The 16971-nt window shown below is 63.5% G+C and carries 12 protein-coding genes and 1 pseudogene; 10 read left to right on the top strand and 3 right to left on the bottom strand.

Going from position 1 to position 16971, the window contains the following annotated elements; all coding sequences use genetic code 11:
* The first annotated feature begins 174 nt into the window (after positions 1-174).
* Both AB7Z56_RS33165 and AB7Z56_RS33160 read left to right on the top strand, forming a co-directional pair.
* On the top strand, positions 175-2079 hold the full coding sequence (locus AB7Z56_RS33165; protein ID WP_231144397.1) for an AMP-binding protein: 1905 nt from the start codon (positions 175-177) through the stop codon (positions 2077-2079).
* A 60-nt stretch (positions 2080-2139) separates the two neighbouring features.
* A complete protein-coding gene (locus AB7Z56_RS33160) occupies positions 2140-2514 on the top strand; it encodes a hypothetical protein (RefSeq protein ID WP_199877110.1) in 375 nt (124 codons plus the stop codon).
* Here the strand turns inward: AB7Z56_RS33160 and AB7Z56_RS33155 are convergent.
* Both AB7Z56_RS33155 and AB7Z56_RS33150 read right to left on the bottom strand, forming a co-directional pair.
* Positions 2483-2866, bottom strand: a complete 384-nt coding sequence (locus AB7Z56_RS33155; protein ID WP_028150113.1) for a YidH family protein — start codon at positions 2864-2866, stop codon at positions 2483-2485. The two genes, AB7Z56_RS33160 and AB7Z56_RS33155, sit on opposite strands and share 32 nt — an antisense overlap.
* A 97-nt stretch (positions 2867-2963) precedes the next feature.
* Positions 2964-3707 (bottom strand): SDR family NAD(P)-dependent oxidoreductase, encoded by a 744-nt coding sequence (locus tag AB7Z56_RS33150; protein ID WP_063984836.1) that lies wholly within the window; start codon positions 3705-3707, stop codon positions 2964-2966.
* Positions 3708-3852: 145 nt separating this feature from the next.
* Here AB7Z56_RS33150 and AB7Z56_RS33145 point away from each other — a divergent pair, with 145 nt between their 5' ends.
* The 6 genes and pseudogenes from AB7Z56_RS33145 (at position 3853) to AB7Z56_RS33120 (ending at position 11419) form a co-directional block, all read left to right on the top strand.
* On the top strand, positions 3853-4623 hold the full coding sequence (locus AB7Z56_RS33145; RefSeq protein ID WP_063984835.1) for a methyltransferase domain-containing protein: 771 nt from the start codon (positions 3853-3855) through the stop codon (positions 4621-4623).
* A 211-nt stretch (positions 4624-4834) separates the two neighbouring features.
* Entirely contained in the window at positions 4835-5836 is a 1002-nt protein-coding gene (locus AB7Z56_RS33140) for a DctP family TRAP transporter solute-binding subunit (RefSeq protein WP_063984834.1), read from the top strand.
* 236 nt (positions 5837-6072) lie between these two features.
* A pseudogene (locus AB7Z56_RS33135) lies at positions 6073-6441 on the top strand (TRAP transporter small permease); the annotation flags it as partial.
* A gap of 240 nt (positions 6442-6681) precedes the next feature.
* The gene (locus tag AB7Z56_RS33130) at positions 6682-7965 is read left to right on the top strand and encodes a TRAP transporter large permease (protein WP_063986578.1); all 1284 of its coding nucleotides are present in this window, start codon (positions 6682-6684) and stop codon (positions 7963-7965) included.
* 121 nt (positions 7966-8086) lie between these two features.
* Positions 8087-9313, top strand: a complete 1227-nt coding sequence (locus AB7Z56_RS33125) for a diguanylate cyclase domain-containing protein (RefSeq protein WP_441256732.1) — start codon at positions 8087-8089, stop codon at positions 9311-9313.
* 183 nt (positions 9314-9496) lie between these two features.
* On the top strand, positions 9497-11419 hold the full coding sequence (locus tag AB7Z56_RS33120; protein WP_063984832.1) for an alkyl/aryl-sulfatase: 1923 nt from the start codon (positions 9497-9499) through the stop codon (positions 11417-11419).
* A gap of 177 nt (positions 11420-11596) precedes the next feature.
* Here the strand turns inward: AB7Z56_RS33120 and AB7Z56_RS33115 are convergent, their stop codons facing one another.
* A complete protein-coding gene (locus AB7Z56_RS33115) occupies positions 11597-12667 on the bottom strand; it encodes a glycosyltransferase family 4 protein (protein ID WP_063984831.1) in 1071 nt (356 codons plus the stop codon).
* A 272-nt stretch (positions 12668-12939) separates the two neighbouring features.
* On the opposite strand from AB7Z56_RS33115, the gene AB7Z56_RS33110 reads away from it, so the two are divergent.
* Positions 12940-14703 (top strand): ABC transporter ATP-binding protein, encoded by a 1764-nt coding sequence (locus AB7Z56_RS33110; protein ID WP_028150105.1) that lies wholly within the window; start codon positions 12940-12942, stop codon positions 14701-14703.
* A 59-nt stretch (positions 14704-14762) separates the two neighbouring features.
* Positions 14763-16967, top strand: a complete 2205-nt coding sequence (locus AB7Z56_RS33105; protein WP_063986577.1) for an amylo-alpha-1,6-glucosidase — start codon at positions 14763-14765, stop codon at positions 16965-16967.
* The last annotated feature ends 4 nt before the right edge of the window (positions 16968-16971 follow it).

Genomic DNA, 16971 nt, shown 5'->3' with positions numbered 1-16971 from the left:
CATTGCAAATGCAACGCGATCCTCGCGAAGATGAAATTCTCACGCAACGTAGCATCGAGATATTGCCCTCCCGACGTTCTGCAGGAGCCTCATTGCGCGTGAGGACTACAGATCGTTTGCGTCGATCGCCGCCGCCTCAGCCGGGCCTTCGCGGATATCGAAAGGAGAACGCCTGTGCAGCCTGCTCTCGACCATCCTGCTTCCACGCCATATTGTTCTATGCCTTCACCACCGACCGACATCGAGGTCACGAGAAGGGATGACGGCACCCTGATATTGCGATCGCGGATTATGCTCGCTGGAGTGAGCGGGACGATTTGCGCATACCTTCCCCACTGGGCTCAGGAAACGCCGGACCGCGTCTTTCTCGCGCAACGAACCCGCGACAATGCATGGCAGTCGATCAGCTATGGCGAATTCTGGTCTCGAGTGCGCTCGGTCGGGCAGGCGCTGATTGATCGGGGTGGCGCAGCGGGCGATACGCTGGCCATCCTGTCCGGCAATTCGATCGAGAATGCGGTGATCCAGTTCGCCGCGATGTCGATCGGTCTGCAGGTTGCGCCGATCTCGCCAAGCTACAGTCTTCTGCCAGGTGGCCTCAGCCGCATCGAAGACATCGCGAAGGTCCTCACGCCGAAGTTTGTGTTTGCCCAGAAGGCGGATCCCTTCGTGCAAGCCCGTGCCATCCCCGGCTTTGCGCAGGCCGAATGGATAACGGCGGAAGAGGCGGCGGATACCACGCCGCTGTCGGAGCTATCCGCCGCGAAACCGGGTCACGCGTTTGAGGCGGCGTTCGCAGCACTCGGACCGGAGACCGTCGGCAGAATCCTGTTCACGTCGGGATCGACCGGCTCTCCCAAGGGAGTGATCAATACCCATCGCATGATGTCGAGCGTGCTGCAGATGGCCGCTCAGGTCACGCCGGTCTCGCAGCCCCTGGTTCAGATCGAATGGCTGCCCTGGCATCATACCATGGGCTGCAACGTCATACTGAATGGGATTCTGAAGAACGGCGGCTCTCTCTATATCGACGATGGCCGACCGACGCCCGAAGCGTTTCATCGAACAATCGCCAATCTGCACGACGTTTCTCCGACGGCCTCATTCAATGTCCCAACCGGTTACGCGTTGTTATGCGCCGCGCTCGGCGAGGATCCAGACCTGAGGCGGAAGTTCTTCCATCGCATCGACAGAATGATTTTCGGGGGCGCGGCGATCCCGGCGTCCGTAATGGCAACGCTTCAGGAATATGCAATCGAAGTCCGCGGCGAGCGAGTTCCGATTTTGGCCGGATACGGTGCCACGGAAGCCGGGCCGACCATCTGCGTGTCTTATCGACCGTGCGAAGCGCCGGGAGAGATCGGCTTGCCCGCACCCGGCATCGAACTCAAGCTGGTTCCGGCGATGGACGGTTACGAGGCGCGGGTCCGTGGCCCGAACGTCATGCCCGGTTATCTCGGATTACCCGAATTGTCCGCGGCAGCATTCGACGAAGAGGGCTTCTATCGGGTAGGCGACGCGGTCTCGTTCATCGATCCCGCCGATCTCTGCCGCGGCCTGAGGTTTTCCGGGCGTCTCTCGGAGAATTTCAAAATGATGACAGGCACGTGGGTGCTCGTCGGCGAGCTGCGTGCCGCCATCCTGAACCGGATGGGCGGCGTGCTGCAGGATCTGGTCATCGGAGGCGAGGGCCGCGATTCTCTCGTCGCGCTGGTATGGCTCAATCCGGACCGTGCAAGGCGACATGCTAACGGCGCAGCAGGCGCGGATTCCGGTGACACCCTTTCATTGGATTCCGGCGTTCGCGCATACGTCCATCGGGTCTTGACCGAGCATAACCTGGCGGCAGCGACCAACGCGCGGATATCGGCCGTTGCCATCCAGATCCAGCCGCTGTCGCTCGCGGCAGGCGAGACAACGGACAAGGGCTACATCAATCAGCGCGGGGTCCTGAAGAACCGTTCCGCCATTCTCGACAGTCTCTATAGCGGAGCAGCCTCGCCGCACATCATCCGGCTTGCCTCTCATCCACGCGCGTTGTCGACGGCAGGAAATGCAGTCACGTCGACTGATGCATGACCAGAGAGCCCGGCCGCCGACCTTCCGAGTGTGTTTCTTAAAGGGACCGCCTCTGCGTCATTGACGGCGGCGACGCCAGTAGATGTGGACGAGTGTGCGGCGAACGCCGCAACCCCAACGCACCGCCGCGGCGATGCCGCAGCCGGCACTGCCTTTCATTCAACCCGCGAAGCCCAAACTCTCACCATTGGCCTCGGCTTGCTCGTTTCGGCGGCTTGGAATATGTATAGACATGCGGTCCATCATCGCGGCCGCAACATCACGTCAGTCAACACCGAGGTCGGCCCCGATATGATCCTGATGGACGAGCCGTTCGGCGCTCTCGATGCCCAGACCCGTATGGTGATGCAAAGCGATCTCCAGACGTTGTCGATGGAAGCCGGCGCCACCGCTAGGTCCAAAGTCAGAGCGCAAAATAGACGGTCATCGCTGTAACGATCAGGCCCAGCACAACGGCGAGCACCAGTTCTGTCTTGATGCCGCCGGCGGAATGAGATTGTGCATCGTCAATCATTCGGCCAGTCCTGATGAAGCGAAAGAGCGAAATCACGATGATTGCGATCCCGATCGCGATCAGCGCGAGGCCGTCATAGTGACTGAACGCTCCCGTGAAGCGATCGAATTGCAGTCGGGACCCGATCTCCGTCCTGTTGGCTTCAGCGATAGTTCGGACGAAGAGGTTGAATTTCTCGACGACAAAGCCAAACGCGATGATTGCGATGCCCGTCCTGACCCAGGCGAGAAAAGTCCGCTCGTTTGCCGCGTGGTCTGAGTATCTCTCGATCATCGAGACCTCTCTGGATGTTGTCGATGGGTTTCGTTGCGCGCTATTCCCGCAGGAGCGGAGCGGCGGGGCGCACTGTATGCGAAGCCAGGGCAAGCCCTCAGAACTGATACCGCCGCAGCCCCCCATCCACCGGGATCACCGTGCCCGTGATGTACCTTGCCACCGGTGACGCCAGAAACACCGCGAGCGCCGCGAGGTCCTCCGGCTCGCCCCAATAGCCGACCGGGATCTCTTCCTCCGCAAAGCGCTCGCGATAATCCGGCGGATAGTTGCGGCGGATCTGCTCGCTCATGATGCGGCCGGGCGGGATGCAGTTGATGGTGATGCCGTGCTCGCCGATCTCGCGCGACAGGCCCTTGGCCCAGGCGTGCACGGCGGCCTTTGCTGCGAAGGCGGCGTTGAGGCCCTCCGGCTCGGACTTGCCGGTGATGTTGACGATGCGGCCCCATTTGCGTTCGATCATCTGCGGCAGCAGCGCATGCGCGATGCGGCGGTAACTGGTGAAGTTCAGCGCGATCGCCTCGTCCCATTTGCTGTCGGGCGCATCGACGGGAAGGGGGCGGCTGCCGCCGGCATTGTTGATGAGGATGTCGACATGGCCGAGCTCTTTGAGCGCAAAGGCCGCGATGTTCTCCGCGGCGTCCTTGGCCATCACGTCCTGCTCGAACGGCGTGATCAGGCCGGAGCCGACTTCCTGCACCAGCTCGGCAAGGAGATCAGTGCGCCGCGCCACGCCGACGACGCGGACGCCTTCGGCAGCCAGGCCCTTGGCGATGGCGCGGCCGATGCCGATGCTCGCGCCTGTCACGACTGCGGTTTTCGATTTGAGCCCGAGGTCCATGGTCACACGCTCTCTTGTTTGCTTTTTGCTTCTTGTCGTTCGTTTCCTGCCCGTCCCGCCGGCTTCGCGAATTGCCTGAGCGGGACGAGCAGTGGTAACCAAGAGCCTCGACGAAGGAAACACGAAAAAGAAAAGGCGTTGAGCAATGGTCTGGGATCCGCAGCAATATCTGAAATTCTCCGGCCATCGGCTTCGGCCCGCCGTCGACCTGTTGATGCGGATTCCGGATTTCGCCCCGCGCGCGATCGCCGATCTCGGGGCAGGGGCCGGCAACGTGACAAAACTGATCAAGGAACGCTGGCCGGACGCGACCGTGACCGGTGTCGAGGGCTCGGCCGAGATGGTGGCCGCGGGCCGCAAGGCGGCGCCGGATGTGGAATGGTCGCACGAGGATCTCGGCCATTGGCGCCCCGCCAGGCAATACGATTTGATCTATTCCAATGCCGCACTGCACTGGCTGCCCGATCATGCGGCACTGTTTCCGTCAGTCATGGAGAAGGTGACGCCCGGCGGCATGCTTGCGGTGCAGATGCCGCGCAACTTCCTCGCGCTATCGCATGTGCTGATCGGCGAGACGGCGCTGAACGGCCCGTGGCGGTCAAAGGTCGAGCATCTCGTTACCCCGCCGCCGGTCGAAGGGCCGGCCTTCTATCATGATCTACTCGCGCCGCTTTCCCAGAACGTCGACATCTGGGAGACCGAATATCTGCAGGTGCTCGAAGGCGACAATCCCGTGAAGGAATGGACCAAGGGGACCTGGTTGACGCGCTATCTCGACATCCTGCAGGGCGACGAGAAGGCCGCGTTCGAGGCCGCCTATGGCGAGCGGGTGGCGAAGGCCTATCCGAAGAATGCGGCGGGGCAGACGCTGTTTCCGTTCCGGCGTCTGTTCATGGTCGCCCAGCGCAAGGACTGATCGCACTGCCGCAATGCGACATAACCGTTCGCAACCCGGGACTGGGAGCGGGTCCCGGGTTGCACGGACAACAGCCGTCAAGCTAGCTTGCCTGTGGCAAATTGGGCTTAGGTCTAGTTGTTCGGGTGGTGGATTGCTGCCACTACTGGGCTGCAAACCGGGCTGCAAAACAAAAAGAACCCGGTTTTAGAGGTTGTTGGGAGGTTACTTCATGCGCAAGCTGCTTCTTGCGGTCGCCGCCGCAGGTATTCTCGTGGCCCCAGCCGTGGCACAGGCCCAGAGCCCTGTTGTCATCAAGTTCAGCCACGTGGTCGCCAACGACACCCCGAAGGGCAAGGGCGCGCTGAAGTTCAAGGAACTCGCCGAGAAGTACACCGACGGCAAGGTCAAGATCGAAGTCTATCCGAACTCCTCGCTCTACAAGGACAAGGAGGAGATCGAGGCGCTCCAGCTCGGTTCGGTGCAGATGCTGGCACCCTCGACCGCGAAATTCGCGCCGCTCGGCATCAAGGAATTCGAGGCGCTCGACCTGCCCTGGCTGTTCAAGGACGACGAGACCTATTCCAACGCGATGAAGGGCACGATCGGCAAGTGGCTGTTCCAGAAGCTCGAGGCCAAGGGCATCACCGGGCTCGCGTATTGGGACAACGGCTTCCACATGGTGTCGTCGAATCGCGCGTTGATGAAGCCTGAGGATTTCAAGGGCCTGAAATTCCGCATCTCCGGATCGAAGATCGCGGACCAGTATTTCCGCCTGATGGGCTCGATCCCGCAGATCATGGCGTTCTCCGAAGTCTACCAGGCGCTGCAAACCGGCGTGGTCGACGGCTGCGAGAACACCGCGTCGAACTACCTGACCCAGAAGTTCTACGAGGTGCAGAAGGACATCACAGTGTCCTATCACGCGCATCTGCAATATGCGGTCATCGTCAACTCGAAATTCTGGTCCGGCCTGCCGCCCGACATCCGCACCCAGCTCGAGAAGGCGATGGTGGATGCAACCGAGTACACCAACCAGATCGCGCACCAGGAGAACGAGGACGCGCTGGCCGAGATCAAGAAGGCGGGCAAGACCAAGCTGCATTATCTGACTGACGCCGACCGCAAGGCGTGGCAGGAATCGATGCGGCCGACTTATACATGGGCAAAGGGTCGGGTCGGGCAGGAGGTGCTCGATCTCGTCGCCAAGGAACTCGACGTCAAGATGAACTGACGCGTTTTCCGCAAGGACAATACGAACGGTCGGGAGTGTGCGCACTTCCGGCCGTTTCGCATCGATAGGGGGACTTTGATTTGCTTCGCGTGCTCAATCAGGCGCTCAACCATCTCGAAGAATGGCTGATCGCGACGCTCATCGCGGCTGCAACCGGGTTGATCTTCATCGCCGTGGTGCACCGTTACGGCGCAGGCGAATCGATCGTCCTCTCCAGATGGGCGGCTGCGCACGGGATGAACTGGCTCGCGACGCTGTCGATGGCGGTGTTCACCTTCCTGTCCGAGCTCGACCTGTCTTGGGCGCAGGAACTCTGCATCTACATGTTCATCTGGATGGCGAAGTTCGGCGCGGCCTATGGCGTGCGCACCGGCATCCATGTCGGCGTCGACCTGCTCGTCAACCGCCTGCCCGAACATTCGCGCAAGCACGTGATCCTGTTCTCGCTGCTGTGCGGCGCGCTGTTCACGGGCATGATCGCGGCCTTCGGCGCCTCCTTCGTCGCCGAGATGTTCAAGACCGGCCAGCAGTCCAATGACCTGGAAGCGCCGATGTGGTTCGTCTATCTGGCGATCCCGCTCGGCTCGGGCCTGATGTGCTTCCGCTTCCTCCAGGTCTCGTGGTCCTACTACTGGACCGGCCATCTGCCGCATCACGACGAGAGCCATGTCGAGGGCGTGGAGGCCGACGTCTCGCCGGCGCTGCATCCGCAGCCCGCCGGCGCGGCGACCAGGGCCGCCGCGCGAAAAGTGTCGCCGCTCGGCGTCATCCTGATCATGGCGCCGATCCTGATCTTCGCGATGTGTCTCGCCGAGAAGTTTGGCGTGGTGGTGCTGCCGCACTGGATGCGTGCCGCGACCGTGTTCGCGCTGCTGATCGCGCTGATGCTGACCGGCATCCCGGTCTCGATCGCGCTTGGCCTCACCGTGATGACGTTCCTGTTCACGCTGACCACGGTGCCGATCGAAGCGGTCTCGATGAAGCTCTTCACCGGCATCGAGGGGTTCGAGATCATGGCGATCCCGTTCTTCATCCTCGCCGGCAATTTCCTCACCCATGGCGGCGTCGCGCGCCGCATGATCAATTTCGCGACCTCGCTGATCGGCCACTGGCACGGCGGTCTCGGCCTTGCCGGCATCGTCGCCTGCGCGATGTTCGCGCTGGTCTGCGGCTCGAGCGTCGCGACCGTTGCCGCGATCGGCGCGATCGTGCTGCCGGAGATGGTCCGCCACGGCTATCCCATGCATTTCGGCGCCGGCATCATCACCGTTGCCGGCTCGCTCGGCATCCTGATGCTGCCGTCGATACCGAAGATCGTCTATGCGGTCTCCACCAATACCTCGATCGGCGCGCTGTTCGTCGCGGGCCTGCTGCCGGGCATCATGCTGACGACGATGCTCTGCATCGTCACCTGGTGGCTCGCACGCAAGCGCGACTATCCACGCCTGCCGAAGGCGAGCTGGGGCGAGACCGTCCGCACCTTCCGCGAGAGCATCTGGGGATTGATGCTGGTCGTCATCATCATCGGCGGCATCTACAGCGGCCTGTTCACCGCCACCGAGGCGGCCGCGATGGCTGCGGTCTACTCCTTTATCATCGCGGTGTTTGTCTACAAGGCGATCAAGATCGTGGACGTGCCGCGGGTGCTGCTGCGCGCCGCCAACACCAGCGCGATGCTGCTCTACATCGTCACCAACGCGGTGCTGTTCTCCTTCGTGCTCTCCAACGAGAACCTGCCGGCGACCTTGGCCGACTGGATCGCGGCGCAGAACCTCGGCTGGGTCGGCTTCCTGCTGGTCGTCAACATCCTCCTGCTGCTCGCCGGCAATTTCATGGAGCCGAACTCGATCATCCTGATCATGGCGCCGATCCTGGCGCCGGCGGCCAAGAAGCTCGGCATCGACCTCGTGCATTTCGGCATCGTGATGGACGTCAACATGGAGGTCGGCCTCTGCCATCCGCCTGTCGGGTTAAATCTCTATGTCGCCTCGATGATAGCGCGCATGCGAATAACCGAGCTCGCGGTCGCCGTGTTGCCGTGGCTCATCACCATGCTCGGCTTCCTCGTCATCGTGACGTATTGGCCCGATTTGACGCTGTGGCTGCCGCGGGTGCTGGGGATGCATTAGCGCCGCGGGCGGGCGGGACATGGCTAACGCGCGGTAAACACGCGCGCTCAAATGCCATCGCTGTGCTGGGAACCCATTTTTACGGGTCTGCGGTAGAAGCATGCCAGCGGATGGGGCTGGCATGTTCTTCAACAGAATGGAATCCGGACGGGCGTCGATTTCCGACCCCGTCTATATGGAAGTCATCACGGGTCTTCACGGCACGACGATGCCCACCGTTCTCGCGGCCGCCTGCCAGGCGATGGTCGGTGCGATTACGACCTACGAGACCGGCGACATGGTGACGGCCGGCCTGTCGGTCGCCGGTGTCGTGGTGGCCATTGTCCGCCTGTTCGAAATCTTCGCCTTCCGTCGCCGCCTCGCGTATCCGCCGCAGCTCGGTCGAGCCGAAGCCGTGCTCTGGGAGCGGCGCTATGTTGCAGGCACCGTCGTCACTGCCCTGGTGCTTGGCGTGTTTGCCGCGCGCAGCATCGTGCTGGGTGACGCGCTCTGTTCCGTGATGGCGATCGGCATCGGCTTCGGCTTTGGCGCCGGCGTGGTGGCGCGGCTGGCGCTGCGTCCCGTCGCGGCGCTGCTCGATCTCGTCGCGATCGCCGCGCCTGCCGCGATCGTGACCTTCATGCAACCTGATCTGCGTCACGTCGGGCTCGGGCTCCTCATCCTGATGTATGTGGTCGCGAGCTTCGAGATGGTGCGGCTGAGCTTCAACGCCTCGATCAACCAGATCACGCTCAAGCGGCAGTTCGAGCAGCTGTCGCGCCTGGACCCGATGACCGGCGTGTCCAATCGTTCGGTGCTGGCCACGGACCTGCCGCAGATGCTGGCGGCCGGGATGATTGCCGTTCATACGCTCGACCTCGACCGCTTCAAGGAGGCGAACGACCGGTTCGGCCATCCCGTCGGTGACGCACTGCTGAAGCAGGTCGCCGGGCGGCTCAAGGCGCTCGCCGCGCAGGATGACCTCGTGGTCCGGATGGGCGGCGACGAGTTCGTCCTGGTGCAGCGTGCGGCGGCTGATGCGGAAGCGATGGCGCAGCGCATCGTGCAGTCGATCAGCGCGCCCTATGATATCGACGGACAAATGATCGAGCTCGGCGTCAGCGTCGGCGTCGCCGTCGCGCCGGACGACGGGCGCACCGCGGAAGCGTTGCTGTCGCGCTCCGACAAGGCGCTCTATCGGGCCAAGCAGGAACGCGGCGGTTATGTGCTGGCGCGGGATTGCGGATGGCGGATGCGAGCGCATCGGGCCAGATCTTGGCGGAAGAGCTCGCTGCGTAAGCCACGCGAACGGTGCACCCTCTACCCTTGTGGGAGAGGGTGGCTCGCCGCGCAGCGGCGAGGCGGGTGAGGGGTTTCTCTCCGCACAAACAGTCTTGCGGGCGGAGATATACCCCTCATCCGGCGCTTCGCGCCACCTTCTCCCACAAGGGGAGAAGGGAAGAGGCATCTCGCTCGATTTCGGCAGTCTCCTCCGATAGCAATCACCCGCGAGATGCGGTTAGATGCTCGCACAGGCCGGGAGGAAACAAGAATGACCAGCAACGAGCCGAAGGACGCAACACCCTCCGTCATCGCGCAGCAAGCAACGATGCTGAATGCGCTGCCGTTTTCCGACACGCGGGATTTCGACGACGCCGCGCGTGGCTTCCTTGGTACGATCGAAAATGCGGAGATCGCCAACCCGCAGGGGCGGACGGTGTGGAGCCTGAAGCCCTATGGCTTCCTCTCCAGCGAGACGGCGCCGCCGACCGTCAATCCGAGCTTGTGGCGACAGGCGCGGCTCAACATGCATCACGGCCTGTTCGAGGTGGTGCCCGGGGTCTACCAGGTGCGCGGGCTCGACATCGCCAACATGACGCTGATCGAGGGCGACAGCGGTGTCATCGTGGTGGACACGCTGACGTCGATCGAGGGCGCACGTGCCGCGCTCGATCTCTATTACAGGCATCGTGGCCAGAAGCCGGTGGCCGCCGTCATTTTCACCCACACCCATACCGACCATTGGGGTGGCGCGCGCGGCGTGCTGGAGGAGGACGCGCTGGCAACCGGCGCCGTGCCGATCATCGCGCCGAACCTGTTCATGGAGCATGCCGTCTCCGAGAACATCATCGCGGGGCCGGCGATGCTGCGGCGGGCACAATACCAGTTCGGGCCGTTCCTCGCCAAAGGCGTGCGGGGGCAGGTCGACAACGGGCTCGGCAAGTCGATGGCGGCGGGCGCCGTGGCACTGCTGCGTCCGGCAGACCTGATCATGGCAACCGGCGACAGGCGGGTGATCGACGGCGTCGAATTCGAATTCCAGATGGCGCCGAACAGCGAAGCGCCGGCGGAGATGCACTTCTTCATCCCGCGCTACAAGCTGCTGAACCTCGCCGAGAACTGCACGCACAATTTCCACAATCTGCTGCCGTTCCGCGGCGCCGATGTGCGCGATGCGCTGGCCTGGTCGAAGTATCTCAACGAGGCCTTGCGGCTCTGGGACGGCAAGGCAGAGGCGATGTGCGGACAGCATCACTGGCCGGTGTGGGGCCGCGAGCGGATCGGAACGATGATCCGGCAGCAGCGCGATCTCTACAAGTTCGCGCATGACCAGACCATCCGCCTGATGAACCACGGCCTCACCGCAGCCGAGATCGCCGAGACGATCCAGTTGCCGAAGAGCCTGGAGGGCGCCTGGCACGGCCGCGGTTATTACGGCCATATCCGGCATAACGTGAAGGCGATCTACCAGAAGTATCTCGGCTGGTACGATGCCAACCCGGTCAATCTCGATCCGCTGCCGCCGGTGGAATCCGGCAAGAAGTATGTCGAGTACATGGGCGGCGCCGAGGCCATCCTCGCGCGCGCGCGCAAGGACTTCGACAAAGGCGAGTTTCGCTTTGTCGCGCAGGCGCTCGGCCATGTCGTCTTCGCGGAGCCGGAGAATGAAGCGGCGCGTGCGTTGCTCGCGGATACGCTCGAGCAGCTCGGTTATGCCGCCGAGAGCTCGACCTGGCGCAACGCCTATCTGTTCGGCGCGCAGGAGCTGCGTCAGGGCATGCCGAAGACCCCGCCGCGTCCGCCGATGCCGCGCGAGACGCTGGCGGCGCTACGCACCGAGCAGCTCTGGGACGTGCTCGGCATTCGGCTCAACGGCCCCAAGGCCGAGGGCAAGCACATCGTGCTGAACTGGAGCTTTTCCGATACCGGCGAGATCTTCGTGCTCAACCTGGAGAATTGCGCGCTGACTTATACGGAGGGCGTGCAGGCGGAAGGCGCGGACGCCAGTTTCACGCTCGCGCGCGCAACGCTCGATGAGGTCATCGCGAAACTGACGAGCTTTCCGGAAGCGGTCGCCGCCGGCAAGATCAAGCTCGCGGGCAACCCGATACGGCTTGCCGAGCTGATGGGCCTGATGGACGAATTCCCGCGCATGTTCGAGATCGTCGAGCCGAAGCGGGCGGTGGTGAGTTAGGGCACCGCTCGCCTCGTTCTTGCTGGCATCGCCCTCCGCACTCTCGCTGTCATCGCCCGGCTTGACCGGGCGATCCAGTATTCCAGAGACCGCAGTGCTTGAGCCGAGAAGCCGCGGAGTACTGGATGCCCCGGTCAAGCCGGGGCATGACAGTGTGTCGTGAGGTGAAAGCGGCCCTTACTCCGCGCTGCTCACCAGCTTGATCCGCGGCGCCTGCGCTTCCGTCAGGCTGCGATAGGCCGCGAGATAATCCAGCGCCATCCGCCGCGCCGTAAAGCGCTTCTCGAACTGCTTGCGGATGGCCGCGCGATCGAGTTGCGGCAGGCGCTTGACGACGCCGGCGGCGCTGATGATGTCCTCGACCACGAAGCCGGTGAGGCCCTCATCGATGATCTCGGGCACCGAGCCGCGGTTGAAGGCGACGACCGGCGTGCCGCAAGCCATCGCTTCGATCATCACGAGACCGAACGGCTCCGGCCAGTCGATCGGCAGCAGGAGGCCGAGCGCGCCGCTCAGGAAGTCGGATTTCTCGTGGTCACCGATCTCGCCGATGAAGTCGACCAGCGGATTGTTCTGGATCATCGGCTTGATCAGTTCGTCGTAATAGTCCTGGTCGGCGCGATCGACCTTGGCCGCGATCTTCAGCGGGATGCCGCAATGCATCGCGATCTTGATGGCGCGGTCAACGCCCTTCTCTGGCGCGATGCGGCCGAGCACGGCGAGATATTCCTGCTTCGCCGGCTTCGGCGTCAGCAAGGTCTCCGGCAGGCCGTGTTGGATCGTCGTCACCCAGTTCGCCTGCGGCACCGGCCTGCGCTGCGCGTTCGAGATCGAGATGACAGGCATTTTCGAGAAGGTGTTGAACACGGGCTGATGCTCCGGCAGGTCGAGCCGGCCGTGCAGCGTGGTCACGAACGGGGTCGGCTGCCGGTGGAACAGGGACCATGGATAGTAGTCGAGATGGAAGTGGAGGAAGTCGAACTCCTCGTCGTCACATTTCTGCCGCACGCGCTCCAGGAGCACCATATGCAGCGCGTTGGGATCACGCACGGAACCGTCGAGGCGAAGCGCCCGCGGCCAAAGTGCGTCCAGCTTCGCCGACGTCTGCGAGTCACCGCTGGCGAACAGCGTGACATCGTGTCCAAGGGCAACCAACTCCTCCGTCAACCAGTGCACCACCCGCTCGGTGCCGCCATACAGCTTGGGTGGAACAGCCTCAGTCAACGGAGCTACCTGCGCGATGCGCATCTCGCCATCTCCTCTGTGATCATGGAAGTAAAACCCCCGCCGTGTCTCGGCACCGGCATGCCAGACGAGGGAACGTTCTCGCAATTGCGAAGTTCCTTCAACGAACGTTACTTCTTCGACACACTTCAGTCGGCCGCGATGCTGCCATCTCCTCTTCTCACATCGTCCGCATCCGCATGTCGTGATGGCCCGGCCCGGGAACCGAGGCGAAGCGGTCGATGTTCAATCGGCTAATAGAAAAATCGAAATCAATACGACGGGGTCGCAGTCACATGGATCATCTTTCTGGTTACGCGCGCAGGCCATTTGCCTTTGTCTTGCGCTATCTGCGACGACGGCCGGCATCGCATCTCGTGATCCTGACCGCTGTCGTTGCAGCCGTTGCCTGTTCCGTGGGCACGCAATACGGCGTCAAATCCCTGGTCGACAGCCTGTCCGCGGGAACTTCGCACGGTGGCAGCGTATGGCTGGCATTCATTTTACTCATGTCGCTGATCGCTGCCGATAATTTCCTGTGGCGGATCGCGAGCTGGACCGCGAGCTTCACCTTCGTTCGTGTCACGGGCGATTTACGCCGTGACATATTTCGTCATCTAACCGGACACGCGCCGAGCTATTTCTCGGATCGCATGCCGGGCATGCTGACGAGCCGTATCACCGCGACCTCAAACGCGGTGTTCACGGTCGAGAACATGTTCGTCTGGAATGTGTTGCCGCCGTGCATCGCCACAATTGCGGCCATCGGGCTGATTGGAACCGTCAGTCCCTATATGGCACTCGGCCTGATCGTGGTCGCGGGCGGTATGGTGATAGCGATGTTCCATTTGGCCGCAGCCGGCAAGCCGTTGCATGACGACTTTGCCGACAAGGCCGCCGTCGTCGACGGCGAGATGATCGACGTCATCAGCAACATGCCGCTGGTCCGCGCCTTCTGCGGCATCGGCCATGAGCACGAGCGGTTCGACGCGACGGTGAACCGGGAACTGACCGCGCGCGGCCGTAGCCTGCGTTATCTGGAAAAGCTGCGGCTCACGCATGCCGGCGTGACGGTCGTCCTGACGGTTGCGCTGATGGCCTGGGCGATCACGCTCTGGCAGCAGGGCGAGGCGACCACCGGCGATGTCGTGCTGGTCTGTACGCTCGGCCTCTCCATTCTCAACGCGACGCGCGACCTCGCGGTGGCGCTGGTCGATGTCACCCAGCACGTCGCGCGCCTGACCGAGGCGATCGCGACCTTGCTCGTGCCGCATGAATTGCGCGATCATCCCGAGGCCGAGCCGCTGATGAAGAGCGGCGCCGCGATCGCGTACAACAACGTCACCTTCGGCTATCCCGGCGGCGAAAAAATCTTTGAACGGTTCAGCCTGCGGCTTCAGCCCGGCCAGCGCGTCGGCCTGGTCGGCCAGTCGGGCGGAGGGAAATCGACCCTGTTCACGTTGCTGCAGCGGTTCTACGATGTCGATGAAGGCAGCGTGACCGTCGATGGCCAGGATATTTCCAAGGTGACCCAGCTGAGCCTGCGTGAGGCCATCTCGGTCGTGCCGCAGGATATCTCGCTGTTCCACCGCTCCATCCGCGAGAACATCCGCTACGGCCGTCCGAACGCGACCGACGACGAGGTGCTGCGCGCGGCGATCGCGGCGCGCTGCGATTTCATCGACAGCCTGCCGGAAGGTCTCGATACCATGGTCGGCGACCGCGGTGTCAAGATGTCCGGCGGCCAGCGCCAGCGCATCGCGATCGCGCGTGCCTTCCTGAAGGACGCGCCGATCCTGCTGCTGGACGAAGCGACCGCCGCGCTCGACAGCGAATCCGAGGAGGCGATCCGCGAGGCGCTGTCGCGCCTGATGCGCGGCCGTACCGTGATCGCGATCGCGCACCGGCTGGCGACGCTGCGCAATTTCGATCGCGTCCTGGTGCTGAAGAATGGCAAGATCATCGAGGACGGCGCGCCCGACCGCCTGATGCAGGGCCACGGCCCCTACCGTGAGCTGGTGACGCAGGAGATGAGCCGGCTGGCGAAGTTCGCCGCGTAAGTCCAACAGTTGCGTTTGCGTTGGTCGCGTTCGAAAAACTGGCCGCAGGGGAGCAGCTCATGGCAGCCGAAGCCGTAACCCAGATCATCTCGGTAACGCAGACGGAGGAGGCCGTCGCGGAGCAGGCGTTCTACATTCCGATGACGGGGCCCGCCGCGCGGCCCCGTCGGTCGCTCAAGCACGACGACACCTTCATCGTGCTGGACAGCCATGGTGACATCGGCGCCTCCGCGGGCGGGCCGGACGGCCTGTTCAACTGCGACACGCGCTATCTGGCGCGGCTGGAGCTCGTGCTCGACGATCTCCAGCCGCTGCTGCTCGGCTCGAATCTTCGCGATGACAATTCGGCCCTGACCGTCGATCTCACCAATCCCGATATCTATCGCCAGGGCCGCATCGTGCTGCAGAAGGACCTGCTGCACATCGTGCGCACGATCTTCCTGTGGCGCGGCACGGCCTATCAGCGCATCGGCGTGCAGAACCATGGCGACCGTCGCGCCAGCCCGGAGCTGACGCTGCTGTTCGACAGCGACTTTGCCGATCTGTTCGAGGTGCGCGGCGAGCGGCGCCCGCACCGCGGGACCGGCACCAGCAAGTTGCTCGGGCCGACCGACGTGCTGTTCCACTATCGCGGGCTTGACGATGCCGTGCGTACCACCGGCCTGCATTTCGACCCGCGTCCGACGCGGCTGTCGGTGAATGCCGCGACCTGGCAGCTCGACCTGGACCCGCACCAGTCGAAATCCCTTTTCGTGGCGGTGTCCTGCAACCGGCCGATCGCGGAGAAGCCCGCGCGCTTCTTCAGGGGCCTGCTCGCCCATCGCCGCGAGATGCGCCAGTCAACGAAGGGCATGGCCAGCATCGAGACGTCGAACAACATCTTCAACGAGGTGCTGTGCCAGGCCATGGCCGACCTCAACATGCTCATGACGGAGACGCCGCAGGGGCGTTATCCCTATGCCGGCATTCCCTGGTACTCGACGACGTTCGGCCGCGACGGCCTGATCACCGCGCTCCAGATGCTGTGGATCGATCCGCGGGTCGCGAAGGGCGTGCTGCGGCGGCTCGCGCATTTTCAGGCAGAGACGGTCGATCCGCTGAACGATGCGGCGCCCGGAAAAATCCTGCACGAGATGCGTGGCGGCGAGATGGCTGCGCTCCGCGAGGTGCCGTTCGCGCAATATTACGGCAGCGTGGATTCGACCGCCTTGTTCGTGCTGCTCGCCGGAAGCTATTTCGAGCGCACCGGCGACGAAAAGACCCTGACCGAGCTGTGGCCGGCGATCGAGGCGGGGCTGGCCTGGATCGACGGCCCGGGCGACCCCGACAGGGACGGCTTCGTCGAATACCAGCGCGCCACCGAAAAGGGCCTCGCCAACCAGGGCTGGAAGGACTCGTATGACGCGATCTTCCATGCCGATGGCCAGCTTGCGGAAGGCAATCTCGCCCTTGCCGAGGTGCAGGGTTACGTCTTTGCCGCCAAGCAGCTCGCCGCACGTTGCGCGTTGCGGCTCGGCAAGCCGGACCTCGCCAAAAAGCTCGAGACCGAGGCCAAGGCGCTGGCCGAGCGGTTCGAGAAGGCATTCTGGTGCGAGGAGCTCGGTACCTATGCGCTCGCGCTCGACGGCAAGAAGCGGCCCTGCAAGGTGCGGACATCCAACGCCGGGCAGGTGCTGTTCAGCGGCATGATCCGCGAGGACCGCGCACGTCTCGTCGCCGCCGATCTGATGGCGCCGCACTTCTTCTCGGGCTGGGGCATCCGCACGGTCGCGCAAGGCGAGGTGCGCTACAATCCGATGTCCTATCATGACGGCTCGATCTGGCCGCACGACAATGCGCTGATCGCGCTCGGGCTCGCGCGCTACGGCCTCAAGCATTCGGTGGCGCATGTCTTCAAGGGCTTGTTCGACGCGGCGACATACATGGACCTGCGGCGGCTGCCCGAATTGTTCTGCGGCTTCCGGCGCGAGAAGCGGCGCGGCCCGACGCTCTATCCGGTCGCCTGCGCGCCGCAGGCCTGGGCCAGCGCGACGCCATTCACGCTGCTGGAGGCAGCGCTCGGCATCGAGTTCGACGTCGCGCGCGGCGAGATTCGCCTGCGCAATCCGCATCTGCCGGCGTTCCTGAACGAGGTGATCCTGCGCGATCTGCGATTGGGCAATTCCAGCGTGGATCTGCGCGTCAGTCGTCACGGCGACGACGTCGCGCTGGAGGTCTTGCGCACGCGCGGCCAGATCCAGGTCTCGATCGTGCTGGCACGCTAGCGGC

The sequence above is a fragment of the Bradyrhizobium sp. 482_C4_N1_8 genome, assembly GCF_052075965.1.
GTDB lineage: Bacteria > Pseudomonadota > Alphaproteobacteria > Rhizobiales > Xanthobacteraceae > Bradyrhizobium > Bradyrhizobium barranii.
The sequence above is the reverse complement of the archived record's forward strand: the minus strand, read 5'-3'. Positions and strand labels throughout refer to the sequence as shown.